Below are 15,680 nucleotides of genomic sequence, written 5' to 3' on the forward strand. Positions count from 1 at the left end.
AGGGAGCGGGGTTCAATAGTGATACCACTTCACTTCCAGCATAACCTCGTTTTCGGGGGACGCGATGTGGCTGAACTCCCGTTGGGCGCTCAGGCGCAGGCCGAGGTTACGCGACAGTTCCCACTGCTGGTTCAGACTCAGGCTACGTCGCACTTCACCGTTGGTGAAGTAATCACCTTTGGTTTCCAGGCTCAGATTGCCCAGCGGGTTCTTCCACAGAACACCGCTGTTGAAGCCGGCGGCGGGCGCGATGAAACCGGCAAAGTCGCTGTTGTGCTCAATGCGCACGGTGCCAAGGGCGAAGCCCAGTACGTCGTCGCCCAGTTGCCAGGTGCCACCGGCACCGCCGTTGACATGGCTGACCAGGGTTTCATCGTCGTGCTTTCCCGGTACTCGCTCCAGGCCGCCGGTCACCTGCCAGGACCACGGTTGCAGCAGCTCGTTGCGCGGGGTCAATGAGCGGATGGTCGCCAGGTCCAGTTGCTGCAATTGCCAGTGATTGCCTTCGTACTGGCGCAGCTTCATCTGGAGAATTTCAATCTGCGCACCGAGTGGAAAGCTTTCGGCGTTGTCGTTGAGGTCGTGATAGGCCATGCGCAGGCCATATTCACCAAAGGCTTTGTCGCCACGGGTGCCGATGCCGGCCTGCCAGGTGCGCGATTCGTGACCGTTTTCCGGCAAGCCCGGGCGTTCGATGGACAACTCCGGTGGCGGGTTCTGATTGATCGCCCGCAGCAGCTCGAAGCTGCGTTGCGCGCGCTGTGGATCGCGTTCCTGGCCGTTGGCGCGGTAGCGCTCAAGACGGTAGGCCGCGTCGATAATCAATGCCTGACGATCACGTGGCAGCGCCTTAAAGGTCGGCTCCTGCAAGCGTTTCTGGTCGGTGCTGACCTTCAACACCCATTGCTGCTCATCGCCTGAGAGCGGTTTGGCGCGGCTCAACAGCTCACGTTCGCGGGATGGGCGGTAATCGATTTTTTCCACCAGCCCGGCGTCTTTCACGGCTTTGACGGTGTCGGTGGGAATCGCCGTCAGCGGGAATTGTTCGGTGAGCCTGAGGCTCGGTCTTGCGACTTGCAGCAACTCCAGCAAGCGGTAGGAGCAGTTTTCATCGAAGAAGAAATAATCGAACTGAATCTGCTTGAGCTCCCAGACGTGCTCGACCATGCGCTCGGTTTCTGCCTGCCTCAGGTTCAACCGGTACTCCCACAGATCGCGGTTTTCCAGGCTGCGGTATTCCGAGAGTTTTTCCTGGTAGGGCACCAGCGCGAACAACCCCGGATAGCCGCCCATCAGGCCTTTCCAGGCATACAGAATGCTGTTGTCCGAACCTTCGATATAGGCACCGAAATTGATCGCGTAACTGAGCAGGGCCGTGTGGTCGGTTTGCACGTCAGCCTGATCGATGCGCAACAAGGTATGACCGAACATCGATGACGGGCTGTTCAGATAGGCTGCCGGAAAAATCATCACCGCGCTGTGGGGTGATACGTCCTTGAACCATTGTTTGAACTCGCTGCAATCCACCGTCGGCAAATCGTTCAGGTTCAGTTGGGCTTTCAACCAGCGGGTACGCGCCGGGTAAATACATTGCGCGTGCTGCTGGCCTTTACTGGCCGGGGCATAGAGCGCTTGTACGGTGGCCGCCAGCTCTGCGTCGGGATGTTCGGCACCATTGGCTGCCAGGAAGAACTTCTTGTCGCTGACATAGCTGCGCCAGCCGCCGAGTTTTGCGCTTTCGTAATGGCCCAGGGAAATCCAGAACGGGTCGTTGGCCAGTTGCTGCAAACGTTGGTTGTCGATCAGAGGCGCGGCGGACAGCGGGGCGCAGGCAAACAGCGCCAGACAGGCAAGGCGTTTGAGCATGGTGGGCTACTTAATTAAAAAAACCCAAAGCAGGTCGGGTTCAAAAAACAAAACCCGCCCGGGTGAGGGGCGGGTGAGGCCGAGCTTAAGCCGGGGTGGCATATTTGGCCAGACGAGCATCGCCTTTGAGTACCGCCAGGGTATTGGTATGCACGTCTTCAGCAGTCACATCAGCCTTGCTGAAAATCTGCTGGAAGTGCTCGTGGGTGACGGTGGCGAAATACGCACGGTCTTGCGGTGCGACGCCCAGTACCACGGCATAGGTGGTCAGCGCTTCGCCGGAGCCCTTGGCCATGTCTTCGGACAGTTCGTTCATCATGCCGTTCATGGCGATCCAGGATTTGCCGCCATAGGTCAGCGCGGCATTGGTTGCGCAACCGTTGGTGCCGGATGTCATGCCGAAAGTGGCGTTGCCAGAAGTGCCGTTGGTGGTGGATGCCAGGAAGTGTGCCGGGGTGCCACGCTGACCTTCGAACAGCATGTTGCCCCAACCGCAATCCGGGCCGCCTGGCGCCTGGGCCATGGCGTTGAGGGATGCAACGGTGAAGAGAGTACCAAGAAGAATCCGTTTCATAGCTGTGTTCTCTTTTGTTTGCGTACCAATGGGCAGGGGTTCTGGCGCCGCTCCGACGCCATTTGGCTGGTGATTGGTCCAGCCGCGCAGTTTGGAGTCTAGGCACGATCCGGGGGTTCCGTGATTTTTTGCCAAACATTCCCAGTAACCATTGATTTAGCCCTGGCCCGTCCAGGGTTTGGCGCTTGACTATGCTTTTACCCAAGGCGCGCCTTGCCAGTCGGGCACGGGCAGCGCCAGAATGCCTTCAATTGCCCCGCCTGATGTAAGGAAGCCCGATGCCCGATCCTGTTGCTGCCAGCTTGCGTCTAGCGCCTGAAGCGCTGACCCGTCCGTTTTCCGCTGAACAGTTCAGCTTCTCTACCACCAATGAGCTGGAGCCTTTTCGCGGCGTGCTCGGCCAGGAACGTGCGGTTGAAGCCTTGCAGTTTGGTGTGGCCATGCCACGCCCCGGTTACAACGTGTTTGTCATGGGTGAGCCCGGTACCGGCCGGTTCTCTTTCGTCAAACGCTACCTGAAAGCCGAAGGCAAACGCCTGCAGACCCCGGCGGACTGGGTCTACGTCAACAATTTCGATGAGCCGCGCGAACCTCGCGCACTGGAGTTGCCATCGGGGACGGCCGGTGCGTTCATCACCGACATCAACGGCCTGATCGACAACCTGCTGGCGACGTTTCCAGCAGTCTTCGAACACCCGTCCTACCAGCAAAAGAAGAGTGCCATCGACCGCGCCTTCAATCAGCGCTACGACCGTGCACTGGACGTGATCGAGCGCCTGGCGCTGGAGAAAGAAGTCGCGCTGTACCGTGACAGCACCAACATCGCTTTCACCCCGATGAGCGAAGGCAAGGCGCTGGACGAAGCGGAATTCGCCCAGTTGCCGGAGGCCGTTCGCGAGCGCTTCCACGACGACATTTCCGGACTGGAAGAACGGCTGAACGAAGAGTTGGCCAGCTTGCCGCAGTGGAAGCGCGAGTCGAGCAATCAGCTGCGCCAGCTCAACGAAGAAACCATCACGCTGGCCTTGCAGCCATTGCTTTCGCCGCTGTCGGAAAAGTACGCAGAAAACGCGGCGGTGTGCGGTTACCTGCAAGCGATGCAGGTGTATCTGCTCAAGACGGTGGTCGAGCAACTGGTCGATGACAGCAAGACCGACGCGGTCGCCCGTAAGTTGCTCGAAGAACAATATGGCCCGAGCCTGGTGGTCGGTCATCCGCACAGTGGCGGTGCCCCTGTGGTGTTCGAACCGCACCCGACTTACGACAACCTGTTCGGCCGTATCGAGTACAGCACTGATCAGGGCGCGCTCTACACCACTTATCGGCAGTTGCGTCCGGGCGCGCTGCACCGGGCCAACGGCGGCTTCCTGATTCTGGAAGCCGAAAAAATGCTCAGCGAACCCTTTGTCTGGGATGCGCTGAAGCGGGCCTTGCAATCACGCAAACTGAAAATGGAATCGCCGCTGGGCGAGCTGGGCCGACTGGCCACGGTGACCCTGACGCCGCAACATATTCCGCTGCAGGTCAAAGTCGTCATCATCGGCGCGCGCCAGCTGTATTACACGCTGCAAGACCTCGATCCGGATTTCCAGGAGATGTTCCGGGTTCTGGTGGACTTCGATGAAGACATCCCGATGGTCGATGAGAGCCTCGAGCAGTTTGCTCAGTTGCTCAAGACCCGGACCTCGGAAGAAGGCATGGCCCCGCTGACCGCCGATGCGGTGGCGCGTCTGGCGACCTACAGTGCGCGGCTGGCCGAGCATCAGGGCCGTTTGTCGGCGCGCATTGGCGATCTGTTCCAGTTGGTCAGCGAGGCGGACTTCATTCGCGATCTGGCCGGTGACGAGATGACTGATGCCGGGCACATCGAACGTGCGCTCAAGGCCAAGGCCACCCGCACCGGGCGTGTGTCGGCGCGGATTCTCGATGACATGCTGGCCGGGATCATCCTGATCGACACCGCTGGAGCTGCGGTCGGCAAGTGCAACGGGCTGACGGTGCTGGAGGTCGGCGACTCGGCGTTCGGCATACCGGCGCGAATCTCTGCCACGGTTTACCCCGGTGGCAGCGGCATCGTCGACATCGAGCGTGAGGTCAACCTCGGGCAGCCGATCCACTCCAAGGGTGTGATGATCCTCACCGGGTATCTGGGCAGCCGCTACGCCCAGGAATTCCCGTTGGCGATTTCGGCCAGTATCGCGCTGGAACAATCCTACGGTTACGTCGATGGTGACAGTGCATCGCTGGGCGAGGCCTGCACGTTGATTTCGGCATTGTCGAAAACCCCGCTCAAGCAGTGCTTCGCGATTACCGGTTCGATCAACCAGTTCGGTGAAGTGCAGGCGGTGGGCGGGGTCAACGAGAAGATCGAAGGCTTCTTCCGTCTTTGCGAAGCGCGTGGCTTGACCGGCGAGCAGGGCGCGATCATTCCTCAGGCCAACGTTGCCACGTTGATGCTCGATGAGCGGGTGCTGGCGGCTGTGCGTGCCGGGCAGTTCCATGTCTATGCGGTGCGTCAGGCCGATGAGGCACTGAGCCTGCTGGTGGGCGAGGCCGCCGGCGAGCCGGACGAAGAGGGTCAGTTCCCTGAGGGCAGCGTCAACGCGCGCGTGGTGGAGCGTTTGCGGGTGATCGCGGAAATGATCAGCGAAGATGACTTGAAAGAGGCCGAGAAGGAACATGTGCAGGCGCAGGAAATATTGGCTGCGGCCAAGCCTGCCTGACACCCGAAGCTGTACACAGCCATTGTGGCGAGGGAGCAAGCTCCCTCGCCACGGGGTTTGTGCATGGTACTGGGTCGTCATTGTGATAGCGCTTTTTGCCGCCCGCATGGCGTCAAAAAACCAACAACGACCATTCGGCGCCTTCTAAGCTCCGTCAACTTGCTGACTCGACTTTTCTTCTATGCTCAGGACAAGGACATCGACAGTCATCACTGGATCGAGACAGCCTTCCCGTGGAGGCTGAATACCCGATTTACCGAGGGTCGCCGCCATGCCGCGCAACCTCTGCCTCACCCGCCAATGCCTGGGCCTGGTTACCCGTATTGAATGCAGTATTCGTCCGCTTGCCGGGGACACCGGTATGTGGACCTTGTTGTTTGCCGCCGGAATGGCCGGTGAACAACCTTCCGCCATCAAGGCCCAAGGCCCGTTTCATGGTCCTTTCGTGGCCGAGTCGATACTCGATACCATCGTTGAAAGCCTGACTCTGCACGGCTATCAGCTGGCCGATGACCCGCAAATCTGGTGTTTGCACTTGCAAGCCCAATTGCGGGAAATCAATGGTGGACGCTGCCGAAATCCGGGTGGTTTCCAGTTCAACCCCGAGCATTAGTGACTATTCGACAGGGTTGGGGTTTTCGGCCTTGTCGAGCTTGACCTCGAATCCGTATTCGACGGTATTGAGGTTGGTGCGCTGGTAGGTTTCCAGGCTGCTCGGCTGGCCGTAGAAATAATGCACCTCAACCAGCGCCGGGCCTTCTGCGCTGGCGTCGTGGCTGACCGCAAGAATCTCCTTCAGGTAATTTCCGCTCGCGTCCTTGGCGAAGAAGCGCCAGTTCTGGGCGGGGAATACTTTCTGGTCAACCACCAGGGCGTTGCCCTTGAGCTCCAGGCCTTTGGGCAGTTTCTGGGTGTCGAGGTTGTCTTTTGCAATATTGGCCAGAAACAACGGCATCGAGCCGACAGCATACGCCGGCGTTTCGGGGAACAAGGTCAGGTCGTAGGTGATGGTGGCGCGTAGCGGGTCGATTTCGAAGGCCTCGGCTGGTAATTCGATGGGCTCGCCACGTTTACCCTTATCGTCCTGGGTGAAGAAGGTCACGGGGGTGTCGCCAGGGCTGAAGGAGGAGCCGAGCAGTTCGTCGTTGAAGGTTTTCGGGTGATCGAATTCGATACGTGCCGCACTGGCGTCCTCGACGGACTGATTGACGTGGATGTTCTTTTTCAGCTGTTCCTCATCCAGTGCGGCGCCTTTGAGCCAGGTTGCGGCCTGATCGTCGTACACGACCACGGGCAGGTTCAGGCTCTGGATGGTTTTATCCGTGGTATTGCGGTCGAAGCGGCGTACTGGCAGTTCCAGGTCTTTGCGGGTGACGGTGACGGCCGAGAAGTCGAGGACGTTGACTTCGAGGTTTTCGATGGGACCGTTGAAGTACACCTTGGTGTAATGATGAGTCTGCTTGTGCTCGAACGCCTGTTGCTCGTCTTCTAGCTGTTTTTCGAACGCATCGCTCCAGGCGGTCTGCTTCTGCATCTCGGCCAGTTGTTTTTGATAGAACCCGATTTGGGCGGCATCTTCGTTGATCGAGCCCGAGCGTGAGAGAAGCTGCCCGGTCGTGTCCCTGGCCTGGACAATCAGCGGATTGAGCGGGGTATCGCTGACGTCTGGTGCCAGTGCTGCGCTGTTGTTGACTTCGACCTCGGCGTAGTTCTTTTCGAGGGCCTTCAGGGTGACGCTGATGTTGTCGTCAGTGCGGGTCTGGCCCACGTCCTTTTTCGTCAGGTCGAAGGTGAATACCTTGCGCGGTGCAATGACCTCGACTTTACCTTTCAGGGTTGTCGGTTGCGGCTGGCTTTTGCTGTCGATGTTCTCGCCCTCGACAAAAGGGTAGGCCACGGTCAGGTCATCCGGATTGGTCAGGCCGGCGCTTGAAGGGCTCAACTGAATGCCGGGATCGGTTTCCGACCATTCGGGCTGGAAAGGGACGACCTTCTTGTTGCTTAGCGTGACCGACTGCCATTCCAACCCATGCGGAAAGGGGAACTCGGAAGGCATGTTGAAGCTGAAGGGAAACACCGGCTGCAAGTCGGTCAGATACTCGGAGCTGGAGTCCTTGCGCAATACGAACAGGCCATTGATGTAGGTGTCGACCAGCGCCTGTGGGCTGGGATAGTGCTTGAGCAGGGCCATGGCATCTTCACCGTATTCGGTGGCGATCGGCTTGATGGCAAGCTTTTGCTGTGCGCGCTCGAGCAGCAGCAACGAGCCACCGAGGTTGGCCACGGCATCCTTGAGCTGGGGATCCTGAATCGCGTCCAGCGACTTCTCGAACTGTGCAGTCTTCTCCTCGAGGCTTTGCGGGCGCTTCTCATCGCTGGGTGAGCAGCCGCCGATCAGTACCGCGAGGCAAAGGCCGACAGTCGTTAAAGGCAATCGCAAATCCATTTTCCGGTTTTCCTCTACAACGCAAATAAACGATGCGAATGCTTTGGACACTAGCAGAAAAACGCTTTGGCAGGCTCGCAGGTTGCGGATTTGTCTGCGGTTTATGGGGTTTTGAGCGGCTGATATACTCGCCGCCGTTTAAAACCCTTGTGTGAGATTCAATGGAACGTTTTGTCGAAAATGCAATGTACGCCTCGCGCTGGCTGCTGGCGCCGATCTACTTCGGTTTGTCCCTGGGCCTGCTGGCCCTGGCGCTGAAATTCTTTCAGGAAGTCTTCCACGTTATTCCCAACGTGTTCTCGATGGCCGAGTCCGATCTGATTCTGGTGCTGTTGTCGCTGATCGACATGGCGCTGGTGGGCGGCTTGCTGGTGATGGTGATGATTTCCGGCTACGAAAACTTCGTGTCCGAACTCGACATTGATGAAGGCAAGGAGAAGCTCAACTGGTTGGGCACGATGGACTCTTCTTCCCTGAAGATGAAAGTCGCGGCCTCGATCGTGGCGATTTCCTCGATTCACCTGTTGCGCATCTTCATGGACGCCAGGAACGTCGATCCCGAGCACCTGAAGTGGTACGTGATCATTCACATGACCTTCGTGATCTCGGCGTTTGCCATGGGCTACCTGGACAAGCTGACCAAGCACTGATCCGCTTTGGAATGTCCCCTGTGGCGAGCGAGCTTGCTCGCGCTCGGCTGCGCAGCAGTCGTAAAACCTGAGGGCGCGATTTACCTGATTAACTGCATTGGCAGGTTTCAGGACCGCTTCGCGCCCCAGCGCGAGCAAGCTCGCTCGCCACAGCCATTGTGAAACGGACGGGCGGCGGCGTTTCTGGCTTGTGCTTTTGTGCGCCGAGGCATATCCCTGTAAATGTCTTGGCTCGCCATCGCGCGGGGTGCGCTCATGAACCTGCAAGAGTTGAACGCCTATGCCATCGCCGGGAAGGTCGATGAGCTGAATCTGATTTCGATGGAAGGCGGGATCTATCTGTTAGAGGCACGGATACATGGCGCCGCTCATCCAATCGACGACACCCATGGGCAAACACTGCATTTGCGTTCGGTAGAGCATGCTCGTGAAGTCCTTCATGCCTTTCCCAAGCTGACGTTCAACCTGATTCACACCTCGGTGCACGATGAGATGTGCGGTCTGGGCACCAGCGGGGAAGAGAGCCTGAAGTTGCCCATATCCCAATAGCGCTGACAGCCCTGATCACCGCAATGGCATCTGTGCTAGTCTGCTCGCCCTTTTGGTTCCGGGCGCTCCGGGATGCGCTGTGCACGCACGGCAATGTCCCGAGCCGTCCGCACAGCGGAGCAGTGTCATGTCCGAAGTAAATCTGTCCACCGACGAAACCCGCGTCAGCTACGGCATCGGCCGTCAGTTGGGCGACCAACTGCGCGACAACCCGCCACCGGGCGTTAGCCTGGACGCGATCCTGGCCGGTCTGACCGACGCATTCGCCGGCAAGGAAAGCCGCGTTGGCCAGGAAGCAATGTCTGCCAGCTTCAAGGTCATCCGCGAAATCATGCAAGCCGAAGCTGCTGCCAAGGCTGAAGCGGCCGCTGGCGAAGGCCTGGCATTCCTGGCTGAAAACGCCAAGCGTGACGGCATCACCACTCTGGCTTCCGGCCTGCAGTTCGAAGTACTGACTCAAGGTGAAGGCGCCAAGCCAACCCGTGAAGATCAAGTGCGTACTCACTACCACGGCACGCTGATCGACGGCACTGTGTTCGACAGCTCCTACGATCGTGGTCAGCCTGCAGAATTCCCGGTTGGCGGCGTAATCGCCGGCTGGACCGAAGCTCTGCAACTGATGAACGCCGGTAGCAAATGGCGCCTGTACGTGCCGAGCGAACTGGCTTACGGCGCACAAGGCGTTGGCAGCATTCCGCCGCACAGCGTTCTGGTGTTCGACGTCGAGCTGCTCGACGTTCTGTAAGCCCCCGAATGTGTAGAAGCAGAGCTTGCTAGCGATCGCATCACCGCGGTTTTACCGTTGAGCCGGGTCGGTCGGGTGCGACCCCGGCACATCGCGAGCAAGCTTTGCTCCTACGGGGTTTACGTCACTCATATTTCGAACTTGGTGTTCGAATCATTCATCGGGCGCAATGCCCGGGCGTAGCAGAATAGAAACAGGTTGCGTACCAGCTCCTTGAGCACCACTGGCTCGCTGGAACTCAGGCCATTGAGGTCGAGGTCGCCCTGGTCCTGCAGCTCACTCAAGGCTTCTTCTTCCAATACCGCACACACTTCCCCGGTTTCCCGATGCAGGATCCTGAGGTACGGGTGTGGACGATCCAGCCATGCATCGATCAAGTAAGTCATGATGCTCATCTCCTTTTTAATGGTTTGATGAGAATAATTCCTATTCAATTAATAGCAAGTACCTATTGGCGGTTTCTGCTGTTTTCTGTAGGGGAATTGCTGAGGGTCAAAACGGCTGGCGTTTTGCTATTGGGCAGGATTGCTGGGGGATCGGGCGAGGGTGAGGCTCCATCCCACGCAGGGCGCAGGATGGAATACAGCAGGTTCAGACTTTTCTGACGAACTCGGATTTGAGCTTCATCGGGCCGATACCGTCGATCTTGCAGTCGATGTCGTGGTCGCCATCGCACAGGCGGATGTTCTTGACCTTGGTGCCGACCTTGACCACCAGCGATGTGCCCTTGACCTTGAGGTCCTTGATCACGGTGATGGTGTCGCCATCTTGCAGGACGTTGCCGACCGAATCCTTTTTCACGGTTTCATCGGACGCTGCGTCGGCTTCGCCGTTGGCGGACCACTCGTGGGCGCACTCTGGGCAGATCAGTTGGGCGCCGTCTTCATAGGTGTATTCGGAATTGCATTTCGGGCAGGGTGGCAACGTGCTCACTAAAGCTCCTTGGATTCAGGATGGCTAAAAGCGCACATTATATAGGGTTTTAGGCGGGTATGGGGTCAACACTTGCAGCAGGCTGTCTTCGATGTCGCACTATCGGATAGAGGCATCTGTAGGAGCACGGCTTGCCAGCGATGGCGTTCTTGAGATCGCTATCGCGAGCAAGCTCTGCTCCTGCAAAGAGCGGGTCAGTGCGTGCGGGCGACCGCAAACTCGCTCAGCTCGACCAATGCATCCCGGTATTCGCTGGCAGGCAGCATTTCGAGGCATTTGATCGCACGGGCCACGTAATCGCGGGCCAGTTGTGCGGTGTAGTCCAGCGAGCCCGAGGCTTCCACGGCAGCGCGGATGCTTTCCAGGTCTTCGATACCACCTTTCTGAATCGCCCGGCGCACCAGTGCCGCTTGCTCCGGCGTGCCTTCGCGCATGGTGTAGATCAACGGCAGGGTCGGCTTGCCTTCGGCCAGATCGTCACCGACGTTCTTGCCCAGGGTTTCTGCGTCGCCTTTGTAATCCAGCAGGTCGTCGACCAGCTGGAAGGCCACACCGAGGTGGTCGCCAAAGGTGCGCAAGGCTTCGCTCTGTTCTGGTGTAGCGCCAGCCAGGGCCGCAGCACTGTGGGTCGAAGCCTCGAAAAGCATCGCGGTTTTGCCGCGGATGACTTCCATGTAGGTTTCTTCGGTGGTGCTGGCGTCGCGCACCTTGGACAGTTGCAGGACTTCGCCTTCGGCGATGATCCGCGTGGCTTGCGAGAGAATCTTCATCACCGGCATCGAGCCCAGTTCGACCATCATCTCGAACGAGCGCGAGTACAGGAAGTCACCCACCAGCACGCTCGGGGCATTGCCCCACATGGCGTTGGCGGTCGAGCGGCCACGGCGCATGCCGGACATGTCGACCACGTCGTCGTGCAGCAGGGTGGCGGTGTGCAGGAATTCGATGGTGGCGGCCAGCAAGCGCATGTCGTCGCCTTCGCGCCCCAGGGCCTTGCCACACAGCAACACTAATAAAGGGCGCAGGCGTTTACCGCCAGCCGAGGTAATGTAATCGCCGATTTTCGATACCAGCGGCACTCGGGAAGTCAGCTGCTTCTTGATGATGCCGTCGACGGCGTTAAAATCGTCCGCCACCGCGCGGTAGAAAGCTTGGGGTTGCATCAGCGACAGTCGCTCCAGAAGGGTTGCGCGGCATGCTAGGACCCACGTCCGGGCCTGTCAAGGCGCGATGGACGGCCACTTGCAACGCGCTCGTGGCTTGCGTACAATCGCGCACCCTGAACTTCCTGGGCAGCACCTGCCTTACGCAATTGCATTTGGGTCGTTCCATCCCATGCAGCCATGCCAGCCAATACCTCTTCTTATAAAGAGCTGGGTGAGCAGGATTATCGGAGAAATACCATGTCGTACGCAGTAATCGTTACTGGTGGCAAGCAATACAAGGTCGCCCCAGGTGAATACCTGAAGATCGAGAAACTGGAAATCGCTACCGGCGAATCCGTAACTTTTGATCGCGTTCTGTTGGTCGCCAATGGCGATGATGTGAATATCGGCGCTCCAGTTGTTGCTGGCGCTACCGTTGTGGCTGAAGTGATCTCCCAAGGTCGTCACGATAAAGTCCGCATCATCAAGTTCCGTCGTCGTAAGCACCACATGAAGCGTATGGGCCACCGCCAGTGGTACACCGAGATCAAAATCACCGGTATTCAGGCTTAATTTCAGCCTAATTCCTCACTAGGAGAATTGAACTCATGGCACACAAAAAAGCTGGTGGTAGTACCCGTAACGGTCGCGACTCAGAAGCCAAACGCCTTGGCGTGAAGATGTATGGCGGCCAGAAAATCATTCCGGGCAACATCATCGTGCGTCAGCGCGGCACCCAATTCCACGCCGGTTACGGTGTTGGCATGGGTAAAGATCACACCCTCTTCGCGAAAATCGAAGGCGTGATCAAGTTTGAAGTAAAAGGCGCGTTCAACCGCCGTTACGTGAGCGTTGTCGCGGCTTAATTGCGCGATCGCTGGAAAAGCCCTGTCTTGCGACGGGGCTTTTTCGTTTGTGGGGTGAGTCTCTTGCAAAACTGTTTGTATGGGCTGCCGGCGCTGGATTATGCGGTCGTTGATTGAGGTCGCTGCGCTCATTTTTGCAAGAGTCTTATGTCTTAGTGTTTTTCGGCTCGTCCGTATGGCGAGAGGCGTTTTGTTATGAAGTTTGTTGATGAAGTATCGATTCGAGTAAAGGCTGGCGACGGCGGCAATGGCTGCATGAGTTTCCGTCGGGAAAAATTCATCGAAAACGGCGGTCCTAACGGCGGTGACGGTGGTGACGGTGGCTCGGTCTACATGATCGCCGACGAAAACCTCAACACCCTGGTTGACTACCGTTACACCCGGCACTTTGATGCCGAGCGTGGCGCCAACGGCGGCAGCACTGACTGCACCGGTAAAAAAGGTGAGGAGCTGGTCCTGCGGGTTCCGGTCGGCACCACGGTCATTGACTCTGCTACGCAAGAAGTCATTGGCGACCTGACCAAGGCTGGTCAGCGTCTGTTGGTGGCGCATGGCGGCTGGCACGGTCTGGGTAACACCCGTTTCAAATCCAGTACCAACCGCGCACCGCGCCAGACTACGCCAGGCAAGCCGGGCGAGCAGCGTGATCTCAAGCTGGAAATGAAGGTGTTGGCCGACGTGGGTCTGCTGGGCTTACCGAATGCCGGCAAAAGTACCTTTATCCGTTCGGTCTCGGCGGCCAAGCCGAAAGTTGCCGATTATCCGTTCACCACGCTGGTGCCAAACCTCGGCGTGGTCAGCGTCGATCGCTGGAAGAGCTTCGTCATTGCCGACATTCCGGGTCTGATCGAGGGTGCGTCCGATGGCGCGGGCCTGGGGATTCGCTTCCTCAAGCACTTGTCGCGTACTCGCCTGTTGCTGCACCTCGTCGACATGGCGCCGCTGGATGACACCAGTGCTCCGGACGCAGCTGAAGTCATTGTCAGCGAGCTGACCAAGTTCAGCCCTTCGCTGGCAGAGCGTGATCGCTGGCTGGTGCTGAACAAGTGCGACCAGATCCTTGAAGAAGAGCACGAAGAGCGGGTCAAGGAGATCGTTGATCGTCTGGAGTGGACCGGTCCGGTCTACGTGATCTCGGCCATTGCCAAAGAAGGCACCGAGCGCCTGACGCGCGACATCATGCGTTACCTGGAGGATCGTGCCGATCGTCTGGCTAACGATCCGGTCTACAAGGAAGAGTTGGCCGATCTCGATCAGCGCATCGAAGACGAAGCCCGTGCCCAGTTGCAGGCGCTGGATGACCAGCGTGCCCTGCGCCGCAGCGGCGTGAAGTCGGTCCATGACATCGGTGACGATGACTGGGATGAAGAAGATGTGGATGATGAAGATGGTCCGGAAATCATTTACGTGCGCGACTGATTCGTTGCAGTAAACTTAAGCGCCGCTCTATCGAGCGGCGTTTTGGTATCTGGAAATCGGTAGTCACGAATAACGTTACGGGCAGCGCTGGGTCGCGCTGTCCTCAAGCTAAGGTTGAAGATGATGCGGAGCAAGGTGACAGGTGCGCAGCGTTGGGTCGTGAAGATCGGCAGCGCTTTGCTGACGGCTGACGGCAAGGGTCTGGATCGCGCAGCAATGAGCGTCTGGGTTGAGCAGATGGTCGCGCTGCATGAGGCGGGTGTCGAGCTGGTGCTGGTGTCCTCGGGGGCGGTGGCGGCAGGTATGAGTCGCCTTGGCTGGACCGCACGACCCAGTGCGATGCACGAGTTGCAGGCGGCTGCCGCCATCGGTCAGATGGGGTTGGTGCAGGCCTGGGAGTCGAGCTTTGCCGAGCATGGCCGGCACACGGCGCAGATTCTCCTGACTCACGATGACTTGTCTGATCGCAAGCGTTACCTCAACGCCCGCAGCACCTTGCGTGCGCTGGTCGATCTCAAGGTCATTCCGGTGATCAACGAGAACGATACGGTGGTCACCGACGAAATCCGTTTCGGTGACAACGATACGCTGGCGGCGCTGGTGGCCAACCTGGTCGAGGCTGACCTGTTGGTGATCCTCACTGATCGTGACGGCATGTTCGACGCCGATCCGCGCAACAACCCTGATGCCAAGCTGATTTACGAAGCGCGCGCCGATGATCCGGCGCTGGACGCGGTCGCGGGCGGCACTGGCGGTGCGTTGGGTCGTGGCGGTATGCAGACCAAATTGCGCGCGGCGCGTCTGGCGGCGCGTTCGGGGGCTCACACGATCATCGTGGGCGGGCGTCTTGAGCGTGTGCTGGATCGTCTGAAGGCGGGCGAGCGCATCGGCACCTTGCTGTCGCCTGAGCGCGGCCTGCTGGCGGCGCGCAAGCAGTGGCTGGCCGGGCACTTGCAGACTCGCGGCACGCTGGTGCTGGATGAGGGGGCGGTCACGGCGTTGTCTCGGGGTAATAAAAGTCTGCTGCCGGTTGGCGTCAAGCTGGTTCAGGGCAGCTTCCGTCGCGGTGAAATGGTGGTGTGCGTGGCGCCGGACGGTCGTGAGATTGCTCGTGGTTTGGCCAACTACAGTGCGCTTGAGGCGCAAAAAATCATCGGTCAATCGTCTGAGGCGATTGTCGGTTTGCTGGGTTACATGGCGGAACCGGAGCTGGTTCACCGCGATAACCTGATTCTGGTTTAAGGAAAACGCGAATGCGCATGGCAAAAGGATTGTTGGGGTTGCTGTTGGCGATGCCGCTGCTGGCTTCGGCTGAAGAAATCGGTCAAGTATCGACCGTGTTCAAATTTGTCGGGCCGAATGACCGCATTGTCGTCGAGGCATTTGATGATCCGAAGGTCGATGGCGTGACCTGCTACCTGTCGCGAGCCAAGACGGGTGGTGTGAAGGGTGGTCTGGGGTTGGCCGAGGATCGGTCGGAAGCGTCCATTGCTTGTCGTCAGGTCGGCCCGATCAGCTTCAAGGGTGAGCTCAAGGATGGCGAAGAGGTGTTCAAGGAGCGCACATCGCTGGTGTTCAAGACCATGCAGGTGGTGCGTTTCCTCGACAAGAAGCGCAACACCCTGGTGTACCTGGTCTACAGCGATCGCCTGATCGAAGGCAGTCCGCAGAATGCCGTGACCGCGATTCCGATTTTGCCGTGGGCACACGCTCAGTAATCTGATGCAAATCCAGTGTGGGAGCGAGCGGGCTCGCGCCCACTTT

At 58.7% G+C, this 15,680-nt stretch carries 16 protein-coding genes; 10 read left to right on the forward strand and 6 right to left on the reverse strand.

Annotated features, from left to right (window positions below):
- Window positions 1–12 precede the first annotated feature (12 nt).
- A complete protein-coding gene (locus tag AO353_RS14045) occupies window positions 13–1,866 on the reverse strand; it encodes a DUF4105 domain-containing protein (protein WP_054595505.1) in 1,854 nt (617 codons plus the stop codon).
- Window positions 1,867–1,951: 85 nt separating this feature from the next.
- Window positions 1,952–2,440 (reverse strand): DUF3015 domain-containing protein, encoded by a 489-nt coding sequence (locus AO353_RS14050; RefSeq protein ID WP_054595506.1) that lies wholly within the window; start codon window positions 2,438–2,440, stop codon window positions 1,952–1,954.
- A 278-nt stretch (window positions 2,441–2,718) separates the two neighbouring features.
- Between AO353_RS14050 and AO353_RS14055 the strand changes: the two genes are divergently transcribed.
- A complete protein-coding gene (locus AO353_RS14055; protein ID WP_054595507.1) occupies window positions 2,719–5,163 on the forward strand; it encodes a Lon protease family protein in 2,445 nt (814 codons plus the stop codon).
- Between the two features lie 271 nt (window positions 5,164–5,434).
- Window positions 5,435–5,776, forward strand: a complete 342-nt coding sequence (locus AO353_RS14060) for a hypothetical protein (RefSeq protein WP_019691608.1) — start codon at window positions 5,435–5,437, stop codon at window positions 5,774–5,776.
- Between the two features lie 3 nt (window positions 5,777–5,779).
- Here AO353_RS14060 and AO353_RS14065 read toward each other — a convergent pair whose 3' ends face one another.
- Window positions 5,780–7,609 (reverse strand): hypothetical protein, encoded by a 1,830-nt coding sequence (locus AO353_RS14065; RefSeq protein WP_054595508.1) that lies wholly within the window; start codon window positions 7,607–7,609, stop codon window positions 5,780–5,782.
- 161 nt (window positions 7,610–7,770) lie between these two features.
- Between AO353_RS14065 and AO353_RS14070 the strand changes: the two genes are divergently transcribed.
- The 3 genes from AO353_RS14070 to AO353_RS14080 all read left to right on the forward strand — a co-directional run bounded on the left by AO353_RS14070 (window position 7,771) and on the right by AO353_RS14080 (window position 9,553).
- Complete coding sequence (locus AO353_RS14070) at window positions 7,771–8,259, forward strand: TIGR00645 family protein (RefSeq protein WP_019691610.1); 489 nt, start codon at window positions 7,771–7,773, stop codon at window positions 8,257–8,259.
- A gap of 255 nt (window positions 8,260–8,514) precedes the next feature.
- On the forward strand, window positions 8,515–8,808 hold the full coding sequence (locus tag AO353_RS14075; RefSeq protein WP_054598231.1) for a DUF6482 family protein: 294 nt from the start codon (window positions 8,515–8,517) through the stop codon (window positions 8,806–8,808).
- A gap of 127 nt (window positions 8,809–8,935) precedes the next feature.
- On the forward strand, window positions 8,936–9,553 hold the full coding sequence (locus AO353_RS14080; protein ID WP_054595509.1) for an FKBP-type peptidyl-prolyl cis-trans isomerase: 618 nt from the start codon (window positions 8,936–8,938) through the stop codon (window positions 9,551–9,553).
- A 128-nt stretch (window positions 9,554–9,681) separates the two neighbouring features.
- Here AO353_RS14080 and AO353_RS14085 read toward each other — a convergent pair whose 3' ends face one another.
- From AO353_RS14085 to AO353_RS14095, 3 genes are all read right to left on the reverse strand, one after another.
- Window positions 9,682–9,939 (reverse strand): hypothetical protein, encoded by a 258-nt coding sequence (locus AO353_RS14085; protein ID WP_054595510.1) that lies wholly within the window; start codon window positions 9,937–9,939, stop codon window positions 9,682–9,684.
- 205 nt (window positions 9,940–10,144) lie between these two features.
- Window positions 10,145–10,486, reverse strand: coding sequence for a zinc ribbon domain-containing protein YjdM (locus tag AO353_RS14090; RefSeq protein WP_054595511.1), 342 nt, complete (start codon window positions 10,484–10,486; stop codon window positions 10,145–10,147).
- A gap of 194 nt (window positions 10,487–10,680) precedes the next feature.
- Window positions 10,681–11,649 carry a polyprenyl synthetase family protein gene (locus AO353_RS14095; RefSeq protein ID WP_054595512.1) on the reverse strand — a complete coding sequence of 323 codons (969 nt, stop codon included), beginning with the start codon at window positions 11,647–11,649 and terminating at the stop codon, window positions 10,681–10,683.
- A 240-nt stretch (window positions 11,650–11,889) separates the two neighbouring features.
- Here AO353_RS14095 and rplU point away from each other — a divergent pair, with 240 nt between their 5' ends.
- The 5 genes from rplU to AO353_RS14120 all read left to right on the forward strand — a co-directional run bounded on the left by rplU (window position 11,890) and on the right by AO353_RS14120 (window position 15,634).
- Window positions 11,890–12,204 (forward strand): 50S ribosomal protein L21, encoded by a 315-nt coding sequence (rplU, locus tag AO353_RS14100; protein ID WP_003176051.1) that lies wholly within the window; start codon window positions 11,890–11,892, stop codon window positions 12,202–12,204.
- A gap of 35 nt (window positions 12,205–12,239) precedes the next feature.
- On the forward strand, window positions 12,240–12,497 hold the full coding sequence (gene rpmA, locus AO353_RS14105) for a 50S ribosomal protein L27 (protein WP_003176049.1): 258 nt from the start codon (window positions 12,240–12,242) through the stop codon (window positions 12,495–12,497).
- 195 nt (window positions 12,498–12,692) lie between these two features.
- Window positions 12,693–13,916, forward strand: a complete 1,224-nt coding sequence (cgtA, locus tag AO353_RS14110; RefSeq protein ID WP_019691616.1) for an Obg family GTPase CgtA — start codon at window positions 12,693–12,695, stop codon at window positions 13,914–13,916.
- A gap of 123 nt (window positions 13,917–14,039) precedes the next feature.
- Complete coding sequence (gene proB, locus AO353_RS14115; RefSeq protein WP_054595513.1) at window positions 14,040–15,158, forward strand: glutamate 5-kinase; 1,119 nt, start codon at window positions 14,040–14,042, stop codon at window positions 15,156–15,158.
- Window positions 15,159–15,169: 11 nt separating this feature from the next.
- Complete coding sequence (locus tag AO353_RS14120) at window positions 15,170–15,634, forward strand: CreA family protein (RefSeq protein ID WP_019691618.1); 465 nt, start codon at window positions 15,170–15,172, stop codon at window positions 15,632–15,634.
- Window positions 15,635–15,680 lie beyond the last annotated feature (46 nt).

The sequence above is a fragment of the Pseudomonas fluorescens genome (genome assembly GCF_001307155.1).
GTDB classification, from domain to species: Bacteria; Pseudomonadota; Gammaproteobacteria; order Pseudomonadales; family Pseudomonadaceae; genus Aquipseudomonas; species Aquipseudomonas helvetica.